The sequence below is a fragment of the Saccharopolyspora hordei genome, from assembly GCF_013410345.1.
Lineage (GTDB): Bacteria > Actinomycetota > Actinomycetes > Mycobacteriales > Pseudonocardiaceae > Saccharopolyspora > Saccharopolyspora hordei.
Map to the genome: position 1 here is coordinate 2,987,366 of NZ_JACCFJ010000001.1, position 26,343 is coordinate 3,013,708.

Genomic DNA, 26,343 nt, shown 5'->3' on the forward strand with positions numbered 1-26,343 from the left:
GGTGCCGCGGAATGGCAGTCGGGGCAATGCTCTCGCCCGGTTGCGCGAGTTCGGTCGTGGCTGCGGTGACCGCCCGGCGCCGGGCTCGCGGGGCCCGGCCAGGCCCCGCGAGCGGTGCGGGTCAGCGGCCCAGGAACATGCCGCCGGAGACGTGCACGACCTGGCCGGTGATGTGCGAGGCCTGCGGGGAGGCCAGGAACTCGATGAGCGCGGCGACCTCCTCGACCCGGCCGAGCCGGCCGTTGGCGGACCGTTCCTCGACGAACGCGCGGCGCGCGGGCGGGAAGTCGCCGCCGTGGAAGAAGTCGGTGCCCTCGGTCGGTCCGGGCGAGACGACGTTGGCGGTGATCCCGCGTGGACCGAGCTGGAAGGCCAGTTCGGACGTCCACGGTTCCAGCGCCGCCTTGACCGCGCCGTAGCTGCCCTGTCCGGAGCGGGCGGTCACCGAGCCGAGGTTGACGATCCGCGCGTGGTCGGCGAGCCGGGGCAGCAGCGCGTGCGTCACCAGCACGGCACTGACCACGTTGGCCTCGAAGTTGGCCACCCAGGAGGCGCGCACCGCGTCGAGGTCGTCGGCGGCCGGCGCGCCGTGGGTCAGGTCGGTGTTGGCGCCCGCGGCGTTGACCAGCACGTCGATCCGCTCCGGCAGCTCGGCCGCGGCGTCCCGGACCGCGGCCGGGTCGGTGGCGTCGACCGGGACGGCGGTGGCTGCCGGGCCGAGCTCGTCGACGGCCTCGGCGAGCTTGTCCTTGCGGCGGCCCAGCAGTGCGACCCGGTCGCCGGCCGCCACCAGCCGCGCTGCCACGGCGCGACCGATCCCGGTGCCGCCACCGGTGACGACTGCGTTGCGAGCCATGTTCCCTCCTTGTTCTTTAGGTCTAAAGACGAGCGCGATGCTAGCCCGTCTTTAGACCTAAAGACAAGTGGGTAGACTCCGGCCATGGACGCGGACTCGGTGGACTGCATCGTCGAGCAGTGGGCGCGGGAACGGCCCGGCATGCCGGTGGACGGCATCGGCGTGGTCGCCCGGATCCTGCGCATCGCCAAGCTGATCACCGACGAGCGCCGCCGCGTGCTGGCCGAGCTGGACATCGACGGCGCGACCCTCGACCTGCTCGCCACGCTGCGCCGCGCCGGCGCGCCCTACCGGCTCGCCCCCGCCGAGATCGCCCAGCACTGCTTGGTCAGCGGGGGAGCGATCACCCAGCGCGTGGCCCGCGCCGAGGACGCCGGTCTGGTTCGGACCGCGAGATCGGCCTCCGGCAAGCGCACCGTGGCGGTGGAGCTCACCGAGCACGGCCACCGGGTCATCGAGCACGACATCGAAGTCCTGATCCGTCGCGAGCGCGAGCTGGTCGCCGGGCTGTCGGACGAGGAGCGCTGTCGGTTGGAGGAGTTGCTGCGGCGGCTCCTGGGGCAGTTGTGTCGCGATTGACCAGGCCGCAGGCCGAACAGCACGCTGCGGCGGCTCCGGTAGACTTCGGCGGCCGGGGAGCAGAGTTGAGAGTGGGAGTCTCGATGGCGCGTGACGCGGACCGCCGCGGTTCTGCGAGCAACTCCGGCATCTCGGGCCGGATCGACCCGTTCTGCTGGATCCCCGTGGTGCCGATGGTGTTGCTGGCGGTGGTCATCCTCATCGCGATGGGCATCTGGGAGCTCAGCCTGATCCTCGTGGTGGGAGCGCTGGTGATCCTGGGCTTCGACTACTGGGTGAACAGCCGCAAGCCGGTCGCGCCGCGCGCGGAGCGCCGACCGCGACGGGACGACTTCGACCTGGACGACCGCCCTCGCCGCGAGCCGGCCCGCCGCCCGCGGCAGGCCCCGCGGGACCGTCCCGCCGCCGGGCGCAGCGGCGCTCCCCGAGCCGGCGCGGCGCGCGGTGGTGCGTCGCGCGGTGGCGCCACCCGGGTCGGGAACCCGCCGCGCGGAGCACAGGGCGGCCGTCCGCAGCAGCGCCCGAGCGGGCGCCCCGGCGTCCGTCGCTGATCCGAGCACGCGGGCGTGCCAGGACCGCGCCGCCGCGGGTCCACGTTGGCGCGTCCTCGGTGATGACGCTGGACCTTCCGCGCCGCGGTCGGCTTCCTCGGGGCCGCAGCCGTCCACACCGGCCGCAGCCCTGAGCGATCACGCCCCAGCGCTGAGGTGGTGGTGCGCGGCGACCAGTTCGGACGCGCACTCCTCCGGGCGGCCCGCCCCGTGGTCGAGCGCGCGGCGCAGCGCGGCCAGGGCGGCGGGGGCGACGTCGGCGAGCAGCTCGGCGGCGCGGTCGGTGGCCCCGGCGAGGTCGACCAGCTTCGTCTGGGCGTCGGTGCTGTCCGGGCGGGCGAGGAGCGCGGTGACGGTCTCGCGGACGTGCTCGCGCAGCGCGGGCAGCACCGCACCGCTGTCGGGCTGGGCGGTCACGGGTCCCTCCTCGAGCGATCGGGTGCGGCAGCGTGACGCGCTCAGTCAGCGCCCTCCGGGCGGTAGGCGCGCAGCGCTTCGTCGCGGGCGGCGAAGGTGAAGCTGCGCCCCGGCGCGGTGACCTCGCCGTCGCAGGCGAGTGCGACGGGCTCGCCGAGCACCTCGACGTGCGTGGACGCCCGCTCCTGCTGGACGTAGGTCTTGCTGTTGAGCAGCGCGCCGGTCAGCGCCGCCACGGCGAAGCGGAGGCGGGACAGCGGGAGGTCGGCGCGGACGTAGCGGATGTCGAGCACCCCGTCGTCCAGGTGCGGGCGCCAGCTGGGGGCGAAGTCCTTCGGCTGGTAGGCGCAGTTCCCCACGAACATCAGCCAGATCCTGCGCTGCTGGCCGTCGATGCGGGCCTCGATCGGCTCGGCCTCGGCGAGCACGCGGACCAGCGCCGCCGCGGCCGCGGGCCACTTGCCCCAGCGCGGCTCCCACTTCTCCCGCAACCGGACCATGTCCGGGTAGCCGCCCAGGCTGGCGGTGTTGACGAACCACTGCTCCCGGTGGTTGTCGACCTGGACCGAGCCCAGGTCGACGTGCACCGCGGACCCGGCGGCCAGCGCGCGTGCGGTGTCCGCGGCGCTGGACACGCCCAGGTCGCGGGCGAAGTGGTTGAGCGTGCCCGCGGGGACCACGGCCAGCGGCAGCCCGCGGCTGGCGGCCGTGGCCGCGGCGGCGGCGACGGTGCCGTCCCCGCCCGCGACGGCCAGCGCGCGGATCGAGCTGCCTGCCGCGTCGAGCTCGCGGTGCAGCTGGTCGACGAGGTCTTCGTCGGGGTCCGTGTGCAGGACCTGGGCGTCCGGCCACAGCTCTCGCAGCTCGGTGGACGGGTCGTGGTCGGCGTCGCCTGACGAGGTGTTGACCAGCAGCGCCAGCCCGTCGCCGTCGGTCAGCGCGGCGACGTGCTCGCTCGGCCTGGCCAGCCCGGGTGCGGCCGGGGGCACCGGCCACCACCGGCGGGTCGCCAGCCCGATGCCGCAGCCGATCGCGGCGCCGACGCCGACGTCGGTGGGCCAGTGCACCCCGGTGTGCACGCGCGAGTACGCCACCGCCGCCGCGAGCGGAGCGATCGCGGCGCCGAGCAGCGGCGACTCCAAGCACACCGCGGTGGTGAAGGCCGCGGCCGAGGCGGCGTGCCCGGACGGGAACGACGACGAGGCCGGCGGGGTCGCCAGCCGCCGGCGGCTCGGCAACAGCTCGGTGGCCGGTCGCCGCCGCGGGAGCAGCTGCTTGGCCAGCAGGTTCGTCACGGCGCTGGACGCGCCGACGGCGGCCACGCCGCGCAGCGCCGCCCGTCGCGCGGGGCCCCTGCGCAGGACGAGCACCCCGGCCAGTGCGAACCAGACCTTGCTGTGGTTCGCCGACCAGCTGAGCCCGCGCATCGCGGGGTCGACGACGCTGCGGGGGAGCCCTGCGCACCGGTGCACCAGCTCGCGGTCCACGCCGGAGATGCGCCTGCGAGCCGCACCGAAGAACTTGAACATGCTCCACATGCTAGGGACAGATCGGCCGGTCCGTGCCAGCGCGTCGGCGGCGCGTCGAGTCCCGGACGGCCCCGGAGCAGTGCGAAGATCATCGTGCCGTGCTCGCGAGCCGCGCCACTCAACCCTCCACTGTGGTCACGCACGGCCCCGCTGCGCAGGTCACACCTCGTGAGTGCCCAAGCCGCCTGCGACCGGTCTTCGCGCTCACGAGCGCGTTGCGGCTGTTCAGGGGTCGTGAGTGCGTAGGCCGCCTGCGACCGGTCTTCGCGCTCACGAGCGCGTTGCGGCTGTTCAGGGGTCGTGAGTGCGTAGGCCGCCTGCGACCGGTCTTCGCGCTCACGAGCGCGTTGCGGCTGTTCAGGGGTCGTGAGTGCGTAGGCCGCCTGCGACCGGTCTTCGCGCTCACGAGCGCGTTGCGGCTGTTCAGGGGTCGTGAGTGCGTAGGCCGCCTGCGACCGGTCTTCGCGCTCACGAGCGCGTTGCGGCTGTTCAGGGGTCGTGAGTGCGTAGGCCGCCTGCGACCGGTCTTCGCGCTCACGAGGGTGGGGGTTGGTCGTGGGAGTGGCGGCCGTGGTGGGGTGGTGATCTCCGGTGGCCGAGGTCGGGGGCTGGGACGCCGACCGGGGCCTCGCCGCTGCGGGCGCGGGCGAACGCGCCCTCGACGACGGCCTCCGCCTCCGCGCGCGCCTGCCAGCCCACGATCTCACCGCTCTTGCGCGGCTCCAGGTCCTTGTAGGTGGCGAAGAAGTGGCCGATCTCCTCGCGGTCGTGCGCCGGGATGTCCGCGAGGTCCCGGATGTGGTCGGCGCGCGGGTCCTCGGCCTGCACGCACACGACCTTGGCGTCCGGGCCTTGCTCGTCGTGCATCCAGAACACCGCCACCGGCCGGACGCGGATCGCGCAGCCGGGGAACGTGGGGTGGGCCACCTGCACCAGCGCGTCGAGCGGGTCGCCGTCCTCGGCGAGGGTGCCCGGGAAGTACCCGTAGTCGGCCGGGTACTGGGTCGCCGTGAACAGGGTGCGGTCCAACCGGATGCGGCCCACCTGGTGGTCCATCTCGTACTTGTTGCGCGATCCGCGCGGGACCTCGACGACCATCTCCAGTTCCACGCTGCTCTCCCCTCGGGCGGAGCCGCCTGGCCGCCCCCAGTGTCGCGCACCCGGCGCGTGAGCACTGACCGACCGGTGCGGTCGGTGGACCGACCGGACCGGTCGGGTACAGTGCGCGGCATGGCACGAGCGCTGCGGCAGCACGTGGACGAGGAGATCCTCGACCGCGCGGCTGCGCTGTTCGCCCAGCACGGCTTCGAGCAGACCTCGCTGAAGGCGCTGGCGGACGCGGTGGGGCTGTCCAAGGCCGGATTGCTGCACCACTACCCGAGCAAGGAAGCGCTGTACGCGGCGGCGCAGCGGTTCTCCGCGGTGCGCTGCGGGCAGGTGGTCGAGCAGGTCGCCGACCTGCCGCCGGGCCCGGCCCGGGACCGGCGCGTGCTGGAGCTGCTGACCGACACCGCGCTGGACCGGCCCGGTCTGGTCGCACTGCTGTTCCGCCCGGTCACCACGCCGGAGGCGCACAACGCCGACCACGACGCGCTGCTCGCCCGCCTGTTCGCCATCGACCCCTCCGACGAGGAGCGGTTGGTCCGGGTGACGGGGGCGCTGGGCGCCCTGGCCGTGCTGAGCCTGGCCGCCCACTACCGGGGCGAGGTGACGGCGTGGCGGCCGCGCATCGTCGAGACGTGCCTCAACGCGCTCGGCCACCCGAGCGCCGGGTGAACCATCCACTGTGGACCTGGTCCGGCGGGGTCCGGACCGCGAGTGCCGTGACGGACGGAGGGGAGTGACCATGGCAGCAGGAACCGAGCCGTTGACCGCGGGCAGCACGGTCGCCGAGTGGCTCGCGCACCCCGAGGGGGCGGCGCTGCTGCGGGAGCTGCTGGCGCAGGCCGGTTTCGACGAGCAGGTGCTCGCGCCGGTGCGCCGGCTGCCGCTGCAGCAGCTGGTCGGCATGAGCCAGGGGGCGCTGTCGCAGGACGTGGTCGACGACCTGGTCCGCCGCGCCGGCGGCGGCGCGGTGCCGGAGCAGGCGGCGGAGGACGCCGGGTGGCGGGAGCGCATCACCCCCGGGCGGTTCGACGCCACGACCGTGATCGTGACCGGTGCCGGGTCCGGGATCGGCCGGGCCACCGCCTCCCGCATCGCCCGGGAAGGCGGCCGCGTGGTGGCGGTGGACATCGCCGGCGAGCGGCTGGAGTCCCTGACCGCCGACCTGCCGGAGGCAGACCTGGTCCCCGTCGAAGCCGACCTCACCGATCCCGGGCAGGTCGAGCGGATCACCGCGGCCGCCGGGCCGCGCATCGACGGGCTGGCCAACGTCGCCGGCATCACCGACGACTTCTCCCCGATCCACGAGGTCTCCGACGAGGTCTGGCAGCGGGTCTTCGCGGTCAACGTCGACGGCCTGTTCCGGCTGACCCGCGCGGTCGTCCCGGTGATGCTGGAGGCCGGGCGGGGCTCGATCGTCAACGTCGCCTCCGAGGCGGCGCTGCGCGGGTCCGCGGCGGGCGTCGCCTACACCGCCTCCAAGCACGCCGTCGTCGGCATCACGCGCAGCACCGCGTTCATGTACGGCCCGCACGGCATCCGGGTCAACGCGGTCGCGCCGGGCGGGGTGGCCACCGGGATCGCCGGCACCGGTACCGCGTCGGAGTTCGGCAGCGGTCGCCTGCGCGACTTCCTGGCCCTGATCCCGCCGATCGCCACCGCCGAGCAGCTGGCGGCCTCCATCACCTTCCTGCTCAGCGACGACGGCGTGAACGTCTCCGGCGCCGTCCTGCCCTCGGACGGTGCCTGGTCGGTGCAGTGACGCCGCGGGTGCGCGGCCGAGCGCGGCTGCGCACCCACCGGCTCACCAGGCGACCGGCAGTTCTTCGAGCCCGTAGATGGCCTGGTGGGTGGCGAAGGCGACCTCCTCGTCCGGGACGGCCAGGCGCAGACCGGGGAACCGGCGCAGCAGGGCGGGGAAGGCGATGCGCATCTCCATCCGCGCCAGCGGTGCGCCGAGGCAGTGGTGGACGCCGTGCCCGAAGCCCAGGTGCGGGGTGGTCGGGCGGGTGATGTCCAGGCGGTCCGGGTCGTCGGTCAGCTCCGGGTCCCGGTTGGCCGCCGGGAGGTTGAACACCACGAGGTCGCCGCGGCGGATGGTGGTGCCGGCGATCTCGACGTCGCGGGTCGCCATGCGCGGAGAGCCGCCGTTGACGACGCTGAGCCAGCGCAGCAGCTCCTCGACGGCCTTCGGCACGCTGTCCGGGTCGTCGCGGACGAGCGCCAGCTGGTCCGGGTGGCGCAGCAGCGCGAGGGTGCCCAGGCCGAGCATGTTCGAGGTCGTCTCGTGCCCGGCCACGAGCAGCAGGTTGCCGATGCCGACGAGCTCGGCGTTGCTGAGCTCGTCGTCGTGCTCGCGGATGAGCATGCCGAGCAGGTCCTCGCCGGGGTCGCGCCGGGCCCGCGCGACGAGGTCCTCCATGTAGGCCAGCATCTCCTCGGCCAGCCTGGCCTTCTCCTCCTCGGGCAGCGTGGTGTCCAGCTGCCGGTTGGTGCGCGCCTGGAACTCGGCCTGGTCGCTCGGGGGCACGCCGAGCAGCTCGCAGATGACCAGCGACGGGATCGGCAGCGCGAACTGGGAGACCAGGTCGGCGGGCGCGCCGCCGCGCTCCATCGCGTCCAGGTGCTCGTCGACGATCTCCACGATGCGCGGTTCGAGCCGGCGCATGCGCCGCACCGTGAACTCGGGCGTGAGCATCCGCCGCAGCCGGGTGTGGTCCGGCGGGTCGAGGGAGAGCAGGTTGCCGCTGCGGTCGCCGGAGAGCTGGCGCGGGTCCCGCCGCATCCCGTCGAGGTCCTCCGGGCCCCAGCCGTTGCGGAAGCTCTCCGCGTCACCGAGCATCCGCCGCACGTCGGCGTGCCGGGTGAGCATCCACGCGGACGGGCCGAACGGGGTCGGCACCCGGACGATCCCGGGCTGCTCGCGCAGGGCCACCGCGTCCGGGGCTGGGCCGAATCCGGTGCGGAGGTTGCCGGGCCGTTGTGCTGCGGTGTTCATGCGGTCTCCTGGTCGGTTCGGGTGGTGGGGTCTACCGGCGCGCGGAGCTCGGTAGGAAGGCGGCGATCAGCAGGGCGAACAGCGAGGTGACGGCGCCGATGGCCAGCACGACGCGGAACCCGGTGAGCGAGGGGACTGCCGCGCCGCCCAGATCGGTGGTGAGGTTGGCCAGCACGGCACCGGCGATCGAGCTGGACAGCGAGGTGCCGAGGGAGCGCATCAGCGTGTTGAGGCTGTTGGCCGCCGCGGTCTCCGACACCGGCACGGCGGCCATGACCAGCGCGGGCATCGCGCCGTAGGCGAGCCCGACGCCGGCGCCGATGATGCTGGAGGCGATCACCAGCTGCCAGACGGTCGACATCATCACCAGGCACAGGGCGTACCCGGCGGCGACCACGAACGCGCCGGTCATCAGCGTGATCTTGGGACCCTTGCGGCGCGAGATGCGCGCCGACACCGGTGACATCGCCATCATGACCAGCCCGTTCGGCGCCATCACCAGGCCCGCGGCGAGGATCGACTGCCCGAGTCCGTACCCGGTCGCCTCCGGCAGCTGCAGCAGTTGCGGGATGACCAGCGACGTCGCGAACATCGCGAACCCGAACACCACGGACGCGACGTTGGTGAGCAGCACCTGGCGGTGCGCGGTGGTGCGCAGGTCGACCAGCGGGTGCGGTGCGCGCAGCTCCCACCAGCCCCACACCGCCAGCACCGCGAGGCCGCCGACGAGCAGCCCGGGCGTCACGCCGCCGGTCCAGCCCCAGTCGGCGCCCTTGGAGATCACCAGCAGCAGGCACAGCAGCGCCACCGACAGGCCGACCGCGCCCGGCAGGTCGAACCGCCCGCCGGTGCGCACCCGCGACTCCGGCACGAGCGCGGTCACGAGCACGGCACAGACCGCGCCGAGGCCGGCGGCCGTCCAGAACAGGGTGTGCCAGTCGGCGTTCTCGGCGAGGAACGCGGCCGCGGGCAGGCCCAGCGCGCCACCGACGCCGAGGGAGGCGCTCATCAGCGCGGTCGCGCCACCGAGCCGTTCCGGCGGCAGCTCGTCGCGCATGATGCTGATGCCCAGCGGGATGACGCCGGAGGACAGGCCCTGGAGCACCCGCCCGACCACCATCGGGGCGAGGCCGTTGGACAGCGCGCAGGTGGTCGACCCCAGCACCAGCATCCCGAGGCTCACCAGCAGCATCCGCCGCTTGCCGTACATGTCGCCGAGCCGGCCGACGGTGGGCGTCGCCACGGCCGCGGCCAGCAGGGTGGCGGTGATCGCCCACGCCGCGTCGGCCGCGCCGGCGTGCAGCAGCGCGGGCAGCTTCGGCACCAGCGGGATCATCAGCGTCTGCGTGAGCGAGACGACGATGCCGCTGAACGCCAGGACACCGACGACGGTGCCCGACCGCACCACGGGGGTCTCGTCTGCCACGGGCGGCGTGCGGGAGGCACGGGTCATGGGCGGCGGGTCTCCCAACGTGTGCGCGGTCGGGCGGCTCGGAGTCCGCGGGTACCACGACAGATGCTGCGGGCCGCGCGGGCTGCCCGCCCGTCCAGCCGACGGCGGGGAGCGTGGACCGCCTCCGAGTTAAGTCAGTCGCTTGACTGAACGATAGCAGTCGTGGTTCAAAGGAAGCCACGTCCGACGCGAGGAGGCCCCGCAGTGACCCGGACCGGCGATGAAGTCCTGGAGTACCCGATCCCCGCGCCGGGCGCGCTGGACGCCCCCGCCGAGTGGGCCGAGCTGCAGCAGCGGTGCCCGGTGGCCCGGGCGAAGCTGCCGAGCGGCGACGAGGTCGCGCTGCTCACCCGCTACGCCGACGTCCGGGAGGTGCTCTCCGACGCGCGGTTCGGGCGGCAGCTCGACGCCCCGGACGCGGCACGGGTCAGCGACACCGAGTCCGGCGGGCTGTTCAACAGCGAGATGTCCTCCGCGCTGCCGCAGAGCGGGGAGGGGCACAAGCGGTGGCGACGCCTGCTCAACCGCTGGTTCACCGCCAAGCGGGTGGCCGCGCTGCGCCCGAAGGTCGAAGCGATGGCCGAGCAGCTGGTCGACGAGATGGTGGAGCGCGGCGCCCCCGCGGACCTCAAGGCCGGGTTCGGCTTCCCGCTGCCGGTGTGGGTCATCTGCGACGTGCTCGGCGTGCCCACCGCCGACCGGGACCGGTTCTCCCGCTGGTCGGACACCTTCCTCAACCTCACCCGGTTCACCGAGGAGGAGTTCACGACCGCGGAGCGCGAGTTCTTCGCCTACATGGACGAGCACGTCGCGGCCAAGCGCGCGCAGCCCGGCGAGGACCTGCTCAGCGAGCTGATCCCCGCCACCGACTCCGAGGGCGAGCGGATGCCGGACCGGATGCTCTCGGCCACCGGGCTGGCGCTGCTGATCGCCGGGCACGAGACCACCGCGAACACGATCGGCAAGATGGTGGCCGTGCTGCTGGCGGACCGCCGGCGCTGGGAGCGGCTGCTGGCCGACCGGTCGCTGGTGCGCACCGCGGTGGAGGAAGCGCTGCGCTTCGACGCCAACTCCGGTCTCGGGATGGTGCGCTACCTCCACGAGGACGTGGTGGTCGCCGGCACCGAACTCCCGCGCGGCACCACGGTGATGTGCAACATGGCCGCGGCCAACCGCGACCCCAGCGCGTTCGAGGCCGCCGACGAGATGGACCTCGGTCGCAGCCCCAACCCGCACCTGGCTTTCGGCGCCGGCGCGCACTCCTGCCTGGGGCAGGCGCTGGCCCGCACCGAACTGCAGGTCACACTGGAGGTGCTGCTGCGCAGGCTGCCGACCCTGGAACTGGCCGTCCCGGTCGCGGAGCTGCAGCGGCTGGAAGGGCTCGTCGTCGGCGGGCTGCGGGAAGTTCCAGTGCGGTGGTGATCATGTCATGATGGCGCGGACTGCGGGGTCGACGCGGGCCGAGGCGACCCGGGAGCTCATCCTGGCGACCGCGGAGCGGCTCTTCGCCGAACACGGGGTGGCAGCGGTGTCCAACCGCCAGGTCAGCGAGGCGGCCGGGCAGGGCAACAACACCGCGGTCGGCTACCACTTCGGCACCAAGGTCGACCTGGTCCGCGCGATCGTGCGCAAGCACAACCGGCGGATCGAGCAGCTGCGCGACGAGATGGTCGCCCGGCTCGACGGTTCGGCGGACGTGCGGGACTGGGTGGCCTGCGTGGTGCGACCGTCCACACGGTACTTGGCCGACCTCGGCGCCCCGACCTGGTTCGGCCGGTTCAGCGCCCAGGTGATGACCGACCCCGCCTACCGCGACATCATGGTGGCCGAGTCGCTCGAATCGCCGTCGCTGCAGCGGGCGACCGACGGGGTCGACACGTGCCTGCCCGAGATGCCCTTGGCGGTGCGGCTGGAGCGCCGGGACATGGTGCGCCAGCTGATGGTGCACATGGTCGCGGAGCGGGAACGGGCGTTGGCAGAGGGGGAACCGACGCCGCGGGCGTCGTGGGACGACGCGGCAGACGGCTTGATCGACGCGATCGTGGGGCTGTTGCTGGCGCCCGTCGGCGATCGCGGTGGGAAGCTCCGGGGGCGGGAGGGGACAGCGTGCAGGTGACCGTCGACGAGGAGAAGTGCTGCGGCGCGGGGACGTGCGCGCTGGTCGCGCCCGCCGTGTTCGACCAGCGCGACGAGGACGGGACCGTGGTCCTGCTCGACGCCGAACCGGCGGCCGAGCACCACGAGGCGGTGCGCGACGCGGCCAGCACGTGCCCCGCGGGCGCCGTCGAGCTGGGCGAGCAGTCGTGAGCGCTCCGCGGGACGTGCTCGTCGTCGGCGCTTCCGCCGCCGGTCTGTCCACGGTGGAAGCGTTGCGGCGCCAGGGCTTCGACGGGGCGGTGACCGTGCTCGGCGACGAGGAGCACCCGCCCTACGACCGGCCGCCGTTGTCGAAGGACGTGCTGTCCGGGCAGTGGGAGCCCGAGCGGGTCCGGCTGCGCCCGGACGCGGCGCTGTCCGCGCTGGAGGCCGAGTTCGTGCTCGCCGAGCCCGCGGTGGGCTTGGACGCGGCGACGCGGACGGTGCGGACCGCCTCCGGTGGGTCGTACCGGGCGGACGCGGTCGTCATCGCGACCGGGGTGCGCCCCCGGACGCTGCCCGGGCAGGAGGACCTGGACGGGGTGCACGTGCTGCGCACCCTCGAGGACTCCTCGGCGTTGCGCAAGAGCCTGCTCTCCTCGTCCCGGTTGGTCGTCGTCGGCGAAGGGGTGCTGGGGTCGGAGATCGCCGCCACCGCCCGCACGATGGGCCTGGCCGTCACCGTGGTCGGCCCGCAGCCGCTGCCGATGCTGGGGCAGCTCGGTCCGCTGGTGGCGCAGCGCCTGGCCGACCTGCACCAGGAGCACGGCGTCGAACTCCGCCTCGGGACCGGGGTCGACGGGTTCACCTCGGAGGGCGGCCGCGTCACCGGCGTGCACCTGGCTGGCGGTGACGTGCTGCCGGCCGACGTGGTCGTGGTGGCGATCGGGGCGCGCCCGCAGACCGACTGGCTGGCCGGGAGCGGTCTCGAGGTCGACGACGGCGTGGTGTGCGACGCGCACTGCCGCGCGGCGCCCGGGGTGTTCGCGGTGGGCGACGTCGCCCGCTTCTGGCACGAGGGGCTGGGTTCGTCGGTGCGCCTGGAGAACCGGACCAACGCCACGGAGCAGGCCGGTGCGGTCGCGGCGAACCTGCTCGGTGACGCGGTCCCGTACACCCCGGTGCCGTACTTCTGGACCGACCAGTACGACGTGAAGGTCCACGTGCACGGGACCGTCCCGCCCGACGCCGAGGCGGAGGTGGCGGAGGGCTCGCTCGACGACGGCCGCTTCGTGGTGCGCTACCGGCGGGCCGACCGGACCGTCGGCGTGCTCGGCTGGAAGATGGCCAAGCAGGCCCGCCTGCTCCGCCAGGAGATCGGCTGAGGATCAGCCGACGGCCCGGCGCACGTGGTCGGCGATGAGCTCGTGGACGGGCTCGGTCTGCTCGCGCGTGCCGAAGGCCGTGGTGTTGTACCCGTGGTCGGCGCCCGCCACGTCGTGGTGGGCGACCAGCGAGCCCGCCGCGGCGAGGGTGTCGGCGGCGGCGATGCCCTCGCCGCGGAGCCGGTCGTGCTCGCGCGTGATCGCCAGCGCCGGCGCGATCCCCTCGATGCCGTCGGCGTTGTCGCCCCAGGCGGGGAGACGAGGCGGTCGCGCCGGACGGCGGGGTCCGGGGCGTAGGCCGTGTCGAAGACCTCCGACACCCAGGGGCGCAGCACGGGCTGGTCCGCTTGTCCGCGGCCCGCGTGACCAGGTCCAGCGGCGGGTGGTGCAGGACCTGCAGCGCGATCGCGGGACCGCCGTTCTCCAGCGCCAGCCGGGCGGCGGCCGCGGCCAGCGAGCCGCCCGCGCTCTGCGCGCCGACGCACAGCCGCTGCCCGTCCCAGTCGCCGTCCTGCTGCGCGGCCCAGGTGACCACGTCGAAGACCTGCTCCACCGCGACGGGGAAGGGGCCGCGGGGCGAGCGCGCAGTCCACGTTGAGCACCACGACGCCGGTGCGGTGCGCCAGGTGGCGGCACCACGCGTCGTCCTGCTCGGGGTGGCCGATGACGAACCCCCCACCGTGGACGTTGACGTACGCGCCGGGCCGCTCGGCGCCGGGCGGCGGGGAGTACGCGGTGCACCGGACGTCCCCGTGCCGCGTCGGGACGGCGAGAGCCCTCGTGCGGCCGGGTATCTCGTCGAACCGGAGCTCGGGCCCCTCCCGCGGCCGTCCGAGCCGGTTCATCGCGCGAGCCACCACCCCGGCGACGAACGGGTGCGACAGCAGGCCCACCACCGACCACCTCCCGACCGGCACCGGGCGTGGTCTACCGCTCCAGCGCGGTCCGGAGATCACGTCGCGGTGCGGCCCCAGGCCTGCTTCACCGCGTCGACGATGTGGTGGTAACCCGTGCAGCGGCAGAGGTTCCCGGCGAGCAGCTGCCGGATCGACTCGTCGTCCGGGTGGTCGTCGGGGTCCGCCGCGGACAGGGTCGCGATGATCCCCGGGGTGCAGAACCCGCACTGGAGCGCGTGGCGGTCCTTGAACGCCTGCTGCAGCGGGCTCAGGCCGTCCGGTGGGGTGAGGCCCTCGATCGTCGTCACCTCGGTGCCGTCCGCCTGCACCGCCAGCGTGATGCAGGAGCGCGCCGGTTCGCCGTCGACGAGCACCGTGCAGGCACCGCAGACGCCGTGCTCGCAGCCAGCGTGGGTGCCGGTGTGACCGAGGTCGTCGCGCAGGAAGTCCACCAGCAGGCGGCGAACCGGGACCGTGCGCTGCACCGCGCGGCCGTTCACGGTCACCGCGATCTCCCGTGTCGTGGTCGGGTCCTCAGTCATGCGTCACCTGCTCCAGGGCCCGCTGCACGCTCGCGCGCAGCGCTGCGCGCCGGGTCGCCGGGTCGGCGTGGAGGTCGTCCGGCGGGGAGGTGGCGTCCGCGGCCGCGTCCGCCGCGGCCGCGACCGGGGTGCGGGACAACGGCGTCCCGCGCAGCGCCCCTTCCGCCTCGGGCAGCCGTCGCACCGTGCCGCCGATGCCGAAGCCGACCAGGCGCACGTCGGTCACCTCGCGCTCGTCCACCCGCACCACCGCGGCCGCGCCCGCGAGGGCGAAGTCGCCCGCGCGCGGGCTGACCTCGGCGAACCCGCACCGCGCGGGGCGAACCGGCACGCGCACCTCGGTGAGCACCTCGTCAGCGGACAGCGACGTCTGGTACGGCGCCACGAACAGCTCGGCGACCGGGACCGTGCGGCGACCGCTGGGCCCGGTCACCACCACCTCGGCGTCCAGCGCGGTGGCGGCCGCGCACAGCTCCGCCGCCGGGTCGGCGTGGGCGAGGGACCCGCCGACGGTGCCGCGGGTGCGGACCTGGTGGTGGCCGACGTGCCGCAGCGCCCGCCCGAGCAGCGGACAGCTCTCCCGCACCAGCGGCGCGGTCTCGGCGGTGCGCTGGCGCACCGCCGCGCCGATGACCAGGACGTCGTCCTCGCGGCGGAGCTCCGACAGCTCCGGGAGGCGGCCGACGTCGACCAGCAGGCTCGGCCGGGCCAGGCGGAAGTTCATCATCGGCAGCAGGCTCTGGCCGCCGGCCAGCACCTTCGCGTCCTCGTCCGCCGCCAGCAGCCGCACCGCGTCACCGAGGCTGTCCGGGCGGGCGTAGCGGAACGGTGGGGGTTTCACGACCGGGCCTCCTCGATCAGCCGCCGCACCACCGACGGGGTCAGTGGCGTGGTGTCGACGTCGGTCACGCCCAGCGGTTCGAGCGCGTGCTCGACGGCGCGCGCGATCGCGGCCGGTGGACCGATGATGCCCGCTTCACCGGCGCCCTTGATGCCGAACGGGATCCCGGGCGCCGGGCTGCAGAGCTCCTCGGTGGCGATGTCCGGGACCTCGCACGCCGTGGGGATCGCGTAGTCGGCGAACGTGGTGGCCAGCGGCTGCCCGTCGGCGTGGGGGAGCTGCTCGTGGAGCACCCCGCCGATGCCCTGCGCGACCCCGCCGTGGACCTGCCCGGCCACGGTGAGCGGGTTGATGACGCGCCCGCAGTCGTGCACCGCCACGTACCGCCGCACCCGCACCACACCGGTGTCCGGGTCCACCTCGACGACCGCGGCGTGCGTGGAGTTGGTGTAGGTGGCCGAGGCGTTCATCCTGCCGTCCGCGCGCGGCACGTGGTCCATGCCGGGCGGCTCGTAGCTGGCGCGCGCGTCGAGCCCCGGCTCGGTCCCCGGCGGCAGCTCGAACGTGCGGGTCAGCGCCACCTGGGCGATGCGCTCCCACGGCACCGAGCTGCCCGGGCTGCCGCGCACCCGGAAGCCGCCGTCGGCCAGCTCGACGTCCTGCGGCGCGGCTTCCAGCAGGTGCGCGGCGATCTCGGTCCCCTTGCGCCGCAACGCTTCCGCGGCCCGGTGGATCGCGCCGCCGGCCACGACCGCGCTGCGGCTGGCGAAGCTGCCCAGGCCGAACGGGGCGGTGTCGGTGTCGCCCATCACCACCCGCACCCGCTCGATCGGCAGCGCCAGCGCCTCGGCGACGAGGGTGGCCACCGCGGTGTGCGCGCCCTGGCCCATCGCCGAGATCCCCACCGCGACGGTGACCCCGCCGTCGGGGTCGAAGCGCAGGTCCGCCGCGTCCTGGCCGCTGCGGATGCCGGTGACGGAGAACGCGCTGGCGGCGACCCCTTCGACGTAGGTGGCGTACCCGACGCCCAGGTGCGCGCCGGGGCGGGCGTCGCGCTCCTCGGCGAGCACCCGCTCGCCCAGCTCCACGGCGCGCTCGAACGCCGCGCGGTGGCTGCCGGAGTCCAGCCGGGCGCCCGCGGCGGTCTCGTACGGCAGGTCCTCCGGGTCCAGGATCATCCGGCGGCGCAACTCCAGCGGGTCGATGCCCAGCTCGCGGCCGATCTTGTCCACCAGCCGCTCGATCGCGAACGTGCCCTCCGGCATGCCGTAGCCGCGGTAGCCGCCGAGCGGGGTCTTGGTGGTGACCACGCCCTCCACCGCCACGCACTGGTGCGGGATCCGGTACGGCCCGCACAGCGAACCGCACGCCACCACGCTGGGCCCGTACCCGCCCGGGAAGATCTCCCCGGAGCCGAGGTCGGTGCGGACCCGCCCGCGCAGCGCGGCGATCGTGCCGTCGTCGCGGACCGCGGCGGACAGCTCGATGCGCACGTCCCGGGCGTGGCAGGCGGTGAGCAGGTGCTCGTGGCGGTCCTCGATCCAGCGGACCGGGCGGCGCAGCCGCACCGCCAGCCACGGCACCAGGTACTCCTCGGGGTAGACCTGGTTCTTCTGCCCGAACCCGCCACCGACGTCCGGGGTGATCACGCGGATGTCGCGCTCGGCCAGGCCGAGCACCCGGGCCAGCATCGTGCGCACCAGGTGGGCGGCCTGGGTGGAGGTCCACACCGTCAGCCGGTCGCCGTCGTGCTCGGCCACGACACCGCGGCATTCCAGCGGAGCGGCCGCGTACCGGTGCGTGGTGAAGGTGCCGCTGACCGTGCGGTGGCGGGCGAACGCCTCGTCCACGGCCGGGTCCTCCGGCGCCATCGACACCAGCACGTTGTCGCCCCACTCCGGGTAGAGCAGCGGCGCGTCGGCGGCCAGCGCCGCGTCCACCGTGTCCACGGCGGGCAGCGGTTCGAGGTCGACGTCGACGAGCTCGGCGGCGTCCTCGGCCAGGTAGCGGTCGTCGGCGACCACCACCGCCAGCGGGCAGCCGACGTAGCGCACCCGGTCGCGCGCCAGCGGGGAGTGCCGCACCGGGCGGACCCACTCGACCAGGTCGGGGACCGGCCCGATCGGCACGTCGGCACCGCTGAAGGCCGCGTGCACGCCCGGCGCTTCCCGGGCCGCCGAGGTGTCGACCCCGCGCACCAGCGCGTGCGGCAGGTCGCTGCGGACGAACGAGGCCTCCACCATGCCGGGCCGCACCACGTCGGCGATGAAGCGGCCGCGGCCGGTGACCAGCCGGTCGTCCTCGATCCGGGGCACCCGCGCGCCGATCAGCGTCGGACGCGTGGTCTGCATCGGTCGCACCATCCGGCCTCCCGGATCAGCGGTGATCTCCCCAGGAAGCCTGCGGCACCACCTGCGCCCGCGCAATCCACCGGAAGGGCGCCGGGGGCGCGGGTCAGAGCCAGCCGCGGCGGCGGAAGACCGTGTAGAGGCCGAGGCACACCGCCAGCATCAGCACCACCGCGAACGGGTAGCCGAACGACCAGTGCAGCTCGGGCATGACGTCGAAGTTCATGCCGTAGACCGTGCCGATCAGGGTGGGGGCGAACAGGATCGCCGCCCACGCCGAGATCTTCTTCACCTCCTCGTTCTGGGCCAGGCTCGCCTCGGTCATCTTCCGCATCTCCTCGTTCTGCGCCTGGGTGACCAGCGTGGCGTTGACGGTGAGGATCTTGTCCAGCAGCTGCCGGAAGCCCTCCGCGCGCTCGCCGACGGTGGTGGCGTGGTCGGCCACGTCGCGCAGGTAGCGCTGCAGCTCGTCGTCGATGCCGTACTTGCTGAACCCCGCCTCCAGGCTGCGCAGGATGCCCATCAGCGGTTGCGTGGCCCGCTGGAACTCGATGACCTCGCGGGTCAGCTCGTAGATGCGCCGCGACACGTGCGGATCGGCCTCGAAGACCTCGACCTCGATCTCGTCGATGTCGTTCTGCAGCCCGGCGATCACCGGCGCGTAGCCGTCCACGACGTTGTCCAGCACCGCGTAGAGCACCGCCTCCGGGCCGCGCCGCAGCAGGTCGGGGTCGGCCTCCATGCGCCGCCGGACCGCCGACATGTCGGGGGACTGGCCGTGCCGGACGGTGAGCACGAAGTTGGGGCCGATGAACAGGTGCAGCTCGTCGAAGCTGACCTCCTCGCTCTCGTCCAGGTAGGTCGCGGCGCGCAGCACCACGAACAGGGTGTCGCCGTAGCGCTCGAGCTTCGGCCGCTGGTGCGCGACGATCGCGTCCTCGACCGCGAGCTTGTGCAGGCCGAACTCCTCCGCGGCGGCGAGCAGCTCCTCCTCCGCCGGCCGGTACAGCCCGATCCAGGCCATCGCGCCGCCGTCGCGGCGCAGCTGCTCGTAGGTCTCGGCGAGGCTCCCCGGGGTGGCGACCCGGACGCCGTCGCGGTAGATCGCGGTGTCGATCAGGGGACGGTCGGCCAGCGGGCGGTCGTCGTCCGAGCGCGGGTCCATCGAGTGCTCGGGCGCCTCGGGTTGGGTGCGCCGGGGCTTGCGCAGGGCCCGGGGCCGCCATTCGGGCACGAGTACCTCCACCGACGTCGGTGCTGGCCGTCGACCTCGCTGTCCACGATCGGGGCCGAGCCTACCCAGGGGTGGACGGGATCCGCTCCTCCGCGCACGGCCGTCGGGTCACCTCCGGAGCCCTCCCGCCGAGGTCCGCGCTGTCCACCAGGCGGCGCGCCACCGGCGTCCGGGGCTCGGCCAGGAGCGTCGCGGTGGGCGCGTGCTCGACGCAGCGGCCCGCGTCGAGCACGTGGACCTCGTCGGCGATCGCCGCGACCGCGTCCAGGTCGTGGCTGATGAGCACCAGTCCTGCGGAGGTGGTGCGCAGCGTCGTGGCGAGCAGGTCGAGCAGCTCGGCGCGGCGCACCGGGTCCTGGCCGGTGGTGATCTCGTCGCAGACGAGCACCGCGGGCCGGGCGAGCAGCGCGCGGGCCACCGCGGCGCGTTGCAGCTGGCCGCCGGAGAGGCGGGCCGGGCGGCGGGCCGCCAGCGCGCGGTCGAGGCCGACCGCCGCGAGGACCCGCTCGACCTCGGCCCGCGCCCGCTCCCCGCCGGCTCCCCGGGTGAGCCGCACCGTCCGGGTGAGCTGAGCGAGCACCGGGCGGAACTCGTCGAAGGACGCGCGGGCGTCCTGGTGCACGTACTGCACCCGCGTCCGCTGCCGCCGGTCGCGGCGCCGCAGGTCAGGGGCCAGCGGGACCCCGTCGAGCAGCACCTGGCCGGCGTCCGGCCGGGTCAGCCCGGCCAGGCAGCGGGCGAGCGTCGTCTTGCCCGACCCGGAGCGCCCCACCACCGCCACGCACCGCCCGGGCGGGACCGCGAGGTCGACCCCGTCCAGCAGGCGGTGACCGTTCCGCGCGACCTTGGTGAGCCCGCGCGCCCGCAGCCCGCCCTCCGCGGCGGGCTCCCCGGTCGTCGGGAGCACCTGCGGCGCGGCGGCGAGCAGGGTCCGGGTGCGTTCGTGGGCCGGGGCCGTCAGCACGTGCTCGCCGCGTTCCACGACGCGGCCCTCGTGCAGCACCACCACCGAGTCGGCGACGCGCCGGACCAGGCCGAGGTCGTGGGTGAGCAGCAGGACCGCCGTGCCGCGGCCGGCCACCTCGGTGAGCGCCTCGACGGCGTGGGAGGTGCTGATCGCGTCGAGCCCGGTGGCCGGCTCGTCCAGGACGAGCACGTCCGGGCGGTGCAGCACGGCCAGCGCCAGCACGGCCCGCTGCTGCTGCCCGCCGGAGAGCTGGTGCGGGTACCGGTCGAGGAGCGCGGGGTCCAGCCCGGCCCACCGCACCGCCTCCGGGACCGCCTCGGCGTCGCGCGCCAGCTCGGCCAGCACCCGGCCGACCTTGCGGAGCGGGTTGAGCGCGGCGGCGGGGTGCTGCGGCAGGTAGCCGATGGCGGTGGCCCGGGCCGCTCGGCGCTCGGCGGTGGGCAGGCCCACCAGGTCGGTGCCGCACAGCTCGACGGTCCCGGCCAGCCGCACCCCGCGCCGAGTCTCGCCCTGCAGCGCCAGGCCCAGCGTCGTCTTGCCGCTGCCGGACTCGCCGATGACCGCGGTGACCTCACCCGGCCGCAGCTCCAGGTCGACGCCGGTCAGCAGGTCACGCGTCCCGGCCCGGGCCCGCAGCCCGCGTGCGCGCAGCACCGGCTCGCTCATCGCTCCTCCCGGCGTGCCAGCACGTGGTTGACCAGCAGGTTGATGCCCGTGCACAGCGACACGAGCAGGCCCGCCGGGACCAGGACCGCCAGCGGCTGCAGGAACAGCGCGTCAGAGTTGCGCTCCACCAGCACCGCCCAGTCGCTGGCCGAGGGGGCCAGCCCGAGCCCGAGGAAGTTCGCCGAGGCCAGCAGGTACAGCACCAGGCTGAGCCGGGTCCCGGCGTCGACGAGGACCGGGCCCAGCACGCACCGCCCGACGTAGCCGAGGTGGATCCGCCACCACGGTTCGCCCTGCATCGCCATCGCCTCCACCGCCGCGCGGCAGCCGGGCGCCAGCGCGGCGCTGCGGACGAGGCGCACCACGGCCGGCAGCTGGAGCAGCGCGATGGCCAGCGCCAGCGGCGCCGCGCCCCGCCACCCGGCGGCGGCCAGCACCATGAGCACCAGCAGCCCGGGGAGCGCGAGCAGGAAGTCCAGCACCCGCAGCAGGGGCGTGTCGACGCCGCGGCTGGTGACCAGCAGCGCCAGCGGCACCCCGACCAGGTAGGACAGCAGCAGCGACGCCCCGGTCAGCGCGACCAGCGAGCTGCCGCCGCTGAGCGCGAGCGCAAGCACGTCGCGCCCCAGCACGTCGGTGCCGAGCGGGAACTGCGCGTCAGGTGGCCGCAGCGGCCCCGCCGCGGAGTCCACCGAGCCCGCCAGCAGCGGCCCGACCACCGCGGTCAGCCCGGGCACGCCGAGCAGCACCGCACCGACGACCGCCGTCACCGACCTCATGCGACCACCTCGCGCTGCGGGACGAGCCGGTGCGACACGACGTCGGCGACGAGGTTCACCGCGATCGTGGTGGCGGCGAACACGAGGGCGTAGCCCTGCACCGCGGGCAGGTCGCGGGCCATCACCGCGTCGACGAACCCGGAACCGGTGCCGGGCAGGGCGAACACCGCCTCCACGACCACGACCCCGCCGAGCAGCCCGTCCACCGCGCGGGCCAGCTGCTGCACCGCCGGGGCCAGCCCGTTGGGCAGCACGTGCCGGAACAGCACCGCGCGCTCGGGCAGGCCGTGCATCCGGACGTGCGTGGCGAAGTCGGCGCCGTCGGCCTCGGCCACGCCGACGCGGACCTGGCGTGCCAGCGCGCACAGCTGCCTGCACACCAGCACGCCGACCGGCAGCACGAGCACCGCGGGCTGCGCCAGCAGCTCCCAGCCGGAGGCGCCGGCCGCGGTGGCCGGCAGCCAGCCGAGCTGCAGCGAGAACAGCGCGACGAGCAGCAGGGCGAGGGCGAACTCGGGAACCGAGTCGAGCACCACGACCGCGCCGGTGAGCACCACGTCCAGCCGGGAACCGCGGCGCCGCCCCGTCACGACGCCGACCGCCACCGCGAGCGGGACCACCACCGCGAGCGCGAGCAGCGCCAGCACCGCCGTGGTGGCGAGCCCCCGGCCGATCTCCTCGGCCACCGGCACCCCGGTCAGCAGCGAGCGTCCCAGGTCGCCGTGCACCGCGCCGCCCAGCCATTCCAGGAACCGCTCCCACACCGGCCGGTCCAGCTGCAACTGCGCGCGCAGCACCGCCACCTGCTCCTCGGTCGCGTGCTCACCGAGCACGACCACCGCGGTGTCGCCCGGCAGCAGCGAGGTGAGCGCGAAGACGGCGACCGCCACCGCGACCAGTTGCAGCGCGGCGACCACCAGCCGCCGCAGCACCAGCACCGCCATCAGCCCAGCGCGGCCCGCTCGAACCGCGCCCAGTCCAGCGAGTTGGGTGGGGCCGCCCGCAGCCCGGACACCGAGCGCGACACCGCCACGTTCCAGTCGCTGAAGCCCCACACCAGCAGCCCGCTCTCGTCCCGCGCCAGGCGCTGGGCGTTCCCTAGCAGCCGGGCACGCTCGGCAGCGTCCACTGTGCTCAGCGCCCGGTGGAACAGCGCGTCGAACTCCGGCGACCGGTAGCCGGTGTAGTTGGCAGTGCCCGCACCGCTGCGCACCCGTTCCGCCAGGAACGTCGTGACGGGCAGCGACGCGGTCCGGGTGAGGGCGGCGACGCCGTGGGTGCGGATGTCGGAGAAGTACGTCTCCGCCGGGCCGATCCGCGGGGCGACCCGCAGCCCGATCTCGGACAGCTGCTGGGCGATGAGCGTCGCCGCCGATTCGAAGCAGGGGTCGACAGAGCTGGTGAGCAGGTCGACCGCGAGCCCTTCGGCCCCGGCCTCGCGCACCAGCGCCCGGGCGCGGTCGACGTCGCGCTCGCGCTGCGGGAGGTCCGGCGGGTAGTGCTCCAGGCCCTTGCCGAACAGGTCGTTGCCGACCTGCCCGTGCCCGTTCAGCGCGACCGCGACCAGCGCGTCGCGGTCCACACCGGACAGCGCGGCCCGCACCAGGCGCGGGTCGTGGAACGGGGGCCGGTCGACCTTGAGCGCCACGGCCTGCATGGTGCCGTGCGGCGCGGCGAGCAGCTCGGCCCGGCTGTCGCCCTGCACCAGCGCCGCGGAGTGCGCGCTGATGTCGTGCACGTAGTGCACCTGGCCGGACAGCAGCGCGGCGACGCGCGCGCTCTCGTCGTTGATCGGCACGAACTCCAGCTCGTCCAGCGTCGGCCTCCCGGCCCAGTGCCCGTCGAACCGGGTGAAGACGGCGGGCCGACCCGGCTGGAAGGAGACGAACCGGAACGGCCCGGAGCCGACCGGGGCGGTGAACTCGGTGGTGCCGGCCGGGACGATCTCGGTGGCCGGGGCGCCCCACGCCGAGGGGAACTCGAAGTTCGGGGCGCGCAGCACGAGTTCAAGCTCGGTGGCCGAGCGGGCCCGGCTGGCCGCGAAGTCCACGTCGAGGAACTGCTTGCGCGCCGGTGATGCCGTGGCGGGGTCGGCGATGCGGCGGTAGCTGTAGAGCACGTCCTCGGCGGTGACCGGGCGGCCGTCGTGGAAGCGGGCCTCGCGCAGGCGGATCGACCACCGCGTCCCGGTGGCGTCCGGCTCCCACCACTCGGCCAGCCGCGGCACGACGCTCATGTCGTCGGCGTAGCCGACCAGCGTGTCGAACAGCGCCTTCGCCCGGGCCTGGTCGACGAACAGCGAGCTGGTGTGCGGGTCGAGCGACTCCTCCCCGCCGCCGATCGGGAACGCCGCGCGCAACCGCCCGTCCGGTCCGCTCGCGGCACCACCGCAGGCGGTGAGCGAGGCGGCCGTGAGCGTGCCCAGGGCGCCCTTGAGCAGCGTGCGCCGGGTGACGGTGGTCATCGCTCCCCCTCCTCGGGCCGCACCTGGTCCGGGTCGGCGGCGCGGCGGTCGCGCGTGGTCAGGACACGGTGGACGGTCGTTCCCCGGCCGCGCCGCACGGCTGGGCGCAGCGGGGGCGGGGTGGGCTGGACGAGAGGCACAGGAGTTCTCCACGGATGGCGAGCGGGTCCGAGCGCACTGGGGCCTCGGCCGGGCACGGGCGCGGTCCGTCCGCAGTGGACGACCCACGGCGGGGAAGGCGTGCTGGTGCTACGTGGTGGGCAGCGTGGGGTGGTGCCAGCTGTGCCGGACGGCGAGATCGTGAGCAGCGCGCCGCTGCATGTTCCGCGTACCTCCTCCGGGGCTCCGCGACCCCGTGCGAATCGGCACGACGGCGTCAGTCTCCTGACTCGTGGATCGTCGCTGCGCGCCTGCCTTCCCACCGCGGCAGCGGCAGTGGCGCACGTGGCGGCAGCTCCCCACTCACAGTGGCGGGACCGTGCCGGATTCGCACCGGCTTCCTGCGCACCGTCGCATGAACTCCAGCGGCGACGGTGGCACCGGCGGGGACGGGTGTCAAGGGCGGTGGACGGAGATCACGCGCACCCCTGCCGGGCCAGTGCGCCGGGCGGCGGTGCCGACCTCTACCATCCGGAGGGTGGCCGCCTACGACTTCGACGCCTTCGAGCACCTGGACCCCTCGTCCCTGCCGCTGCGCCAGCAGCGGATCCTGGCCGCCATCCAGGACTTCGTGACCAGGCACGGGTACTCGCCGAGCACCCGGCAGATCGGCGACGCGGTGGGCCTGCGCTCGACCTCGTCGGTGTCGAAGCACCTGAACGCGTTGGAGGAGAAGGGGTTCCTGCGCCGCAGCCCGTCGGTGTCCCGCCCCATCGACGTGCGCGCGTTCCTCCAGCCGTCGGCGGTCCGCGAGGGCGACTCGGTGCCGGTGCCCGTGGTCGGCGACATCGCCGCCGGCACCCCGATCACCGCGGACGAGCACCTCGACGAGGTGATCGACCTGCCCCGCGAGCTCACCGGCCGGGGCACCGTGTTCGGGCTGCGGGTGCGCGGTGACTCGATGGTCGACGCGGCCATCTGCGACGGCGACATCGTGGTGGTGCGCCAGCAGCAGGAGGCCCACTCGGGGCAGATCGTCGCCGCGATGATCGACGACGAGGCGACGGTGAAGGTCTACCGCCGCCGCGGCGGTCACGTCCTGCTCGAACCCCGCAACCCGGCCTACGAGGTCATCGACGGTGACGACGCGGTCGTCCTCGGGGTGGTCGTCTCGGTCCTCCGCAGCGTCTGAGGTCCCGTCGGCGCGCTAGTCGCGGTCCAGCGCCGGGCGCTTGGGGTCGAAGGTCCAGCCCGGGACGAGGTGCTGCATCGCCGCCGCGTCGTCGCGGGACCCGAGGCCGTGCTCCAGGTGGAGCTGGTGGGCCGCTTCGACGCGGTCGAGGTCCAGCTCGACGCCCAGGCCGGGGCGGTCGGGCACCTCGATGCGCCCGTCGGTGATGCGCAGCGGCTCCCGGGCGATGCGCTGGCCGTCCTGCCAGATCCAGTGCGTGTCGATCGCGGTGATCTCGCCGGGCGCGGCCGCGGCGACGTGGGTGAACATCGCCAGCGACACGTCGAAGTGGTTGTTGGAGTGCGAACCCCAGGTCAGGCCCCAGTCGTGGCAGAGCTGCGCCACCCGCACCGACCCGCTCATCGTCCAGAAGTGCGGGTCGGCCAGCGGGATGTCCACCGCGTCGGCGCGCACCGCGTGGTGCAGCTGCCGCCAGTCCGTGGCGACCATGTTGGTGGCGGTGCGCAGCCCCGTCGCGCGGCGGAACTCCGCCATCGTCTCGCGACCCGAGCAGCCGGCCTCGGCGCCGCACGGGTCTTCGGCGTAGGCGAGGACGTCGCGCAGCGCGCGGCCGAGGTCGATCGCGGTGGCCAGCGGCCACGCGCCGTTGGGGTCGAGGGTGATCCGCGCGTCGGGGAACCGCCGCGCCAGCGCGGTGACCGCCTCGGCCTCGACCGGCCCCGGCAGCACCCCGCCCTTGAGCTTGAAGTCGCGGAACCCGTAGCGCCGCTGCGCCGCCTCCGCCTGGCGCACGATCGCCTCCGGTGTGAGGGCTTCCTCGTGGCGCAGCCGCAGCCAGTCGTCGTCGGGCTCGTCCGCCGGGCTCCGGTAGGGCAGGTCGGTGCGCTCCCGGTCACCGACGAAGAACAGGTACCCGAGCACCGGCACGTGGTCACGCTGCCGGCCGTCACCGAGCAGCTCGGCCACCGGCACCTCCAGGTGCTGGCCGAGCAGGTCGAGCATCGCCGATTCCAGCGCGGTGACCGCGTGGACCGTCACGCGCTGGTCGAAGGTCTGCACCCCGCGGCCGCCCGCGTCGCGGTCGGCGAACCGGGTGCGGACCGCGGTGAGGACCGCACGCACCCGGCCCACCGGCTGGCCGACGACCAGCTCCGCGGAGTCCTCGAGGGTGCGGCGGACCGTTTCCCCGCCGGGCACCTCGCCGACCCCGGTCCGGCCTTCGGAGTCGGTGAGCACCACCAGGTTCCGGGTGAAGTGCGGGGCGTGCGCCCCGCTGAGGTTGAGCAGCATGCTGTCGTGCCCGGCGATCGGCACCACCCGCATGCCGGTGACCACGGGCTGCGTGCGCGCCATCCGTCCCTCCGTCC

At 74.6% G+C, this 26,343-nt stretch carries 24 protein-coding genes, 1 pseudogene and 1 riboswitch; of the genes and pseudogenes, 9 read left to right on the forward strand and 16 right to left on the reverse strand.

The genetic code is table 11. The features are described from left to right. Positions 1–121: 121 nt before the first annotated feature. Positions 122–856, reverse strand: coding sequence for an SDR family NAD(P)-dependent oxidoreductase (locus HNR68_RS13915; RefSeq protein ID WP_179721113.1), 735 nt, complete (start codon positions 854–856; stop codon positions 122–124). A gap of 84 nt (positions 857–940) precedes the next feature. Here HNR68_RS13915 and HNR68_RS13920 point away from each other — a divergent pair, with 84 nt between their 5' ends. After that, entirely contained in the window at positions 941–1,435 is a 495-nt protein-coding gene (locus HNR68_RS13920; RefSeq protein ID WP_179721115.1) for a MarR family winged helix-turn-helix transcriptional regulator, read from the forward strand. Positions 1,436–1,518: 83 nt separating this feature from the next. Beyond that, positions 1,519–1,986, forward strand: coding sequence for a hypothetical protein (locus HNR68_RS13925; protein WP_179721117.1), 468 nt, complete (start codon positions 1,519–1,521; stop codon positions 1,984–1,986). Positions 1,987–2,124: 138 nt separating this feature from the next. Here HNR68_RS13925 and HNR68_RS13930 read toward each other — a convergent pair whose 3' ends face one another. The 3 genes from HNR68_RS13930 to HNR68_RS13940 all read right to left on the reverse strand — a co-directional run bounded on the left by HNR68_RS13930 (position 2,125) and on the right by HNR68_RS13940 (position 5,042). Continuing rightward, entirely contained in the window at positions 2,125–2,403 is a 279-nt protein-coding gene (locus tag HNR68_RS13930) for a hypothetical protein (RefSeq protein ID WP_179721119.1), read from the reverse strand. Between the two features lie 41 nt (positions 2,404–2,444). Next, positions 2,445–3,932 carry a bifunctional phosphatase PAP2/diacylglycerol kinase family protein gene (locus tag HNR68_RS13935; protein ID WP_246330450.1) on the reverse strand — a complete coding sequence of 496 codons (1,488 nt, stop codon included), beginning with the start codon at positions 3,930–3,932 and terminating at the stop codon, positions 2,445–2,447. A gap of 534 nt (positions 3,933–4,466) precedes the next feature. Then, positions 4,467–5,042, reverse strand: coding sequence for an inorganic diphosphatase (locus HNR68_RS13940; protein WP_179721123.1), 576 nt, complete (start codon positions 5,040–5,042; stop codon positions 4,467–4,469). A 120-nt stretch (positions 5,043–5,162) separates the two neighbouring features. Between HNR68_RS13940 and HNR68_RS13945 the strand changes: the two genes are divergently transcribed. Together HNR68_RS13945 and HNR68_RS13950 are read left to right on the forward strand one after the other, a co-directional pair. After that, positions 5,163–5,708: a TetR/AcrR family transcriptional regulator gene (locus HNR68_RS13945; RefSeq protein WP_179721125.1), complete on the forward strand. Its 546-nt coding sequence runs from the start codon at positions 5,163–5,165 to the stop codon at positions 5,706–5,708. 70 nt (positions 5,709–5,778) lie between these two features. Continuing rightward, a complete protein-coding gene (locus tag HNR68_RS13950; RefSeq protein WP_179721127.1) occupies positions 5,779–6,798 on the forward strand; it encodes an SDR family NAD(P)-dependent oxidoreductase in 1,020 nt (339 codons plus the stop codon). Between the two features lie 42 nt (positions 6,799–6,840). Here HNR68_RS13950 and HNR68_RS13955 read toward each other — a convergent pair whose 3' ends face one another. Together HNR68_RS13955 and HNR68_RS13960 are read right to left on the reverse strand one after the other, a co-directional pair. Beyond that, on the reverse strand, positions 6,841–8,034 hold the full coding sequence (locus HNR68_RS13955) for a cytochrome P450 (protein ID WP_179721129.1): 1,194 nt from the start codon (positions 8,032–8,034) through the stop codon (positions 6,841–6,843). A 31-nt stretch (positions 8,035–8,065) separates the two neighbouring features. Then, positions 8,066–9,487: an MFS transporter gene (locus HNR68_RS13960; protein WP_179721130.1), complete on the reverse strand. Its 1,422-nt coding sequence runs from the start codon at positions 9,485–9,487 to the stop codon at positions 8,066–8,068. 204 nt (positions 9,488–9,691) lie between these two features. Between HNR68_RS13960 and HNR68_RS13965 the strand changes: the two genes are divergently transcribed. From HNR68_RS13965 to HNR68_RS13980, 4 genes are read left to right on the forward strand one after another with little or no spacing between them, the layout of a single operon-like run. Next, positions 9,692–10,909 (forward strand): cytochrome P450, encoded by a 1,218-nt coding sequence (locus HNR68_RS13965; protein WP_179721132.1) that lies wholly within the window; start codon positions 9,692–9,694, stop codon positions 10,907–10,909. Positions 10,910–10,916: 7 nt separating this feature from the next. Then, positions 10,917–11,603, forward strand: a complete 687-nt coding sequence (locus HNR68_RS13970; RefSeq protein ID WP_380575286.1) for a TetR/AcrR family transcriptional regulator — start codon at positions 10,917–10,919, stop codon at positions 11,601–11,603. After that, positions 11,594–11,794 carry a 4Fe-4S domain-containing protein gene (locus HNR68_RS13975; protein ID WP_179721136.1) on the forward strand — a complete coding sequence of 67 codons (201 nt, stop codon included), beginning with the start codon at positions 11,594–11,596 and terminating at the stop codon, positions 11,792–11,794. Before HNR68_RS13970 ends, HNR68_RS13975 begins: the two co-directional genes overlap by 10 nt. Continuing rightward, entirely contained in the window at positions 11,791–12,948 is a 1,158-nt protein-coding gene (locus HNR68_RS13980; protein ID WP_179721138.1) for an FAD-dependent oxidoreductase, read from the forward strand. Before HNR68_RS13975 ends, HNR68_RS13980 begins: the two co-directional genes overlap by 4 nt. A gap of 409 nt (positions 12,949–13,357) precedes the next feature. Here the strand turns inward: HNR68_RS13980 and HNR68_RS27630 are convergent. The 9 genes and pseudogenes from HNR68_RS27630 to HNR68_RS14025 form a co-directional block, all read right to left on the reverse strand. Further along, a pseudogene (locus HNR68_RS27630) lies at positions 13,358–13,793 on the reverse strand (alpha/beta hydrolase fold domain-containing protein); the annotation flags it as partial. 107 nt (positions 13,794–13,900) lie between these two features. Further along, the gene (locus HNR68_RS13990) at positions 13,901–14,386 is read right to left on the reverse strand and encodes a (2Fe-2S)-binding protein (protein WP_179721140.1); all 486 of its coding nucleotides are present in this window, start codon (positions 14,384–14,386) and stop codon (positions 13,901–13,903) included. Then, entirely contained in the window at positions 14,379–15,227 is an 849-nt protein-coding gene (locus tag HNR68_RS13995; RefSeq protein WP_179721142.1) for an FAD binding domain-containing protein, read from the reverse strand. The genes HNR68_RS13990 and HNR68_RS13995 overlap by 8 nt, the downstream gene beginning before the upstream one ends. Next, positions 15,224–17,578, reverse strand: coding sequence for a xanthine dehydrogenase family protein molybdopterin-binding subunit (locus HNR68_RS14000; protein WP_179721144.1), 2,355 nt, complete (start codon positions 17,576–17,578; stop codon positions 15,224–15,226). Before HNR68_RS14000 ends, HNR68_RS13995 begins: the two co-directional genes overlap by 4 nt. A gap of 103 nt (positions 17,579–17,681) precedes the next feature. Then, the gene (gene corA, locus HNR68_RS14005; RefSeq protein WP_343050140.1) at positions 17,682–18,809 is read right to left on the reverse strand and encodes a magnesium/cobalt transporter CorA; all 1,128 of its coding nucleotides are present in this window, start codon (positions 18,807–18,809) and stop codon (positions 17,682–17,684) included. A 61-nt stretch (positions 18,810–18,870) separates the two neighbouring features. Then, positions 18,871–20,442, reverse strand: a complete 1,572-nt coding sequence (locus HNR68_RS14010; protein ID WP_218888298.1) for an ABC transporter ATP-binding protein — start codon at positions 20,440–20,442, stop codon at positions 18,871–18,873. Continuing rightward, entirely contained in the window at positions 20,439–21,221 is a 783-nt protein-coding gene (locus tag HNR68_RS14015; RefSeq protein ID WP_179721146.1) for an ABC transporter permease subunit, read from the reverse strand. The genes HNR68_RS14010 and HNR68_RS14015 overlap by 4 nt, the downstream gene beginning before the upstream one ends. After that, the gene (locus HNR68_RS14020; RefSeq protein ID WP_179721148.1) at positions 21,218–22,165 is read right to left on the reverse strand and encodes an ABC transporter permease; all 948 of its coding nucleotides are present in this window, start codon (positions 22,163–22,165) and stop codon (positions 21,218–21,220) included. Before HNR68_RS14020 ends, HNR68_RS14015 begins: the two co-directional genes overlap by 4 nt. After that, positions 22,165–23,685, reverse strand: coding sequence for an ABC transporter substrate-binding protein (locus HNR68_RS14025; RefSeq protein ID WP_179721150.1), 1,521 nt, complete (start codon positions 23,683–23,685; stop codon positions 22,165–22,167). The genes HNR68_RS14020 and HNR68_RS14025 overlap by 1 nt, the downstream gene beginning before the upstream one ends. Positions 23,686–24,040: 355 nt before the next feature. After that, a riboswitch (cobalamin riboswitch) is annotated at positions 24,041–24,212 on the reverse strand. Between the two features lie 110 nt (positions 24,213–24,322). On the opposite strand from HNR68_RS14025, the gene lexA reads away from it, so the two are divergent. Further along, positions 24,323–24,976, forward strand: coding sequence for a transcriptional repressor LexA (lexA, locus tag HNR68_RS14030; RefSeq protein WP_179721151.1), 654 nt, complete (start codon positions 24,323–24,325; stop codon positions 24,974–24,976). A 15-nt stretch (positions 24,977–24,991) separates the two neighbouring features. On the opposite strand, the gene HNR68_RS14035 is transcribed toward lexA, so the two are convergent. Then, a complete protein-coding gene (locus HNR68_RS14035; protein ID WP_179721153.1) occupies positions 24,992–26,329 on the reverse strand; it encodes an enolase C-terminal domain-like protein in 1,338 nt (445 codons plus the stop codon). Positions 26,330–26,343: the final 14 nt, after the last annotated feature.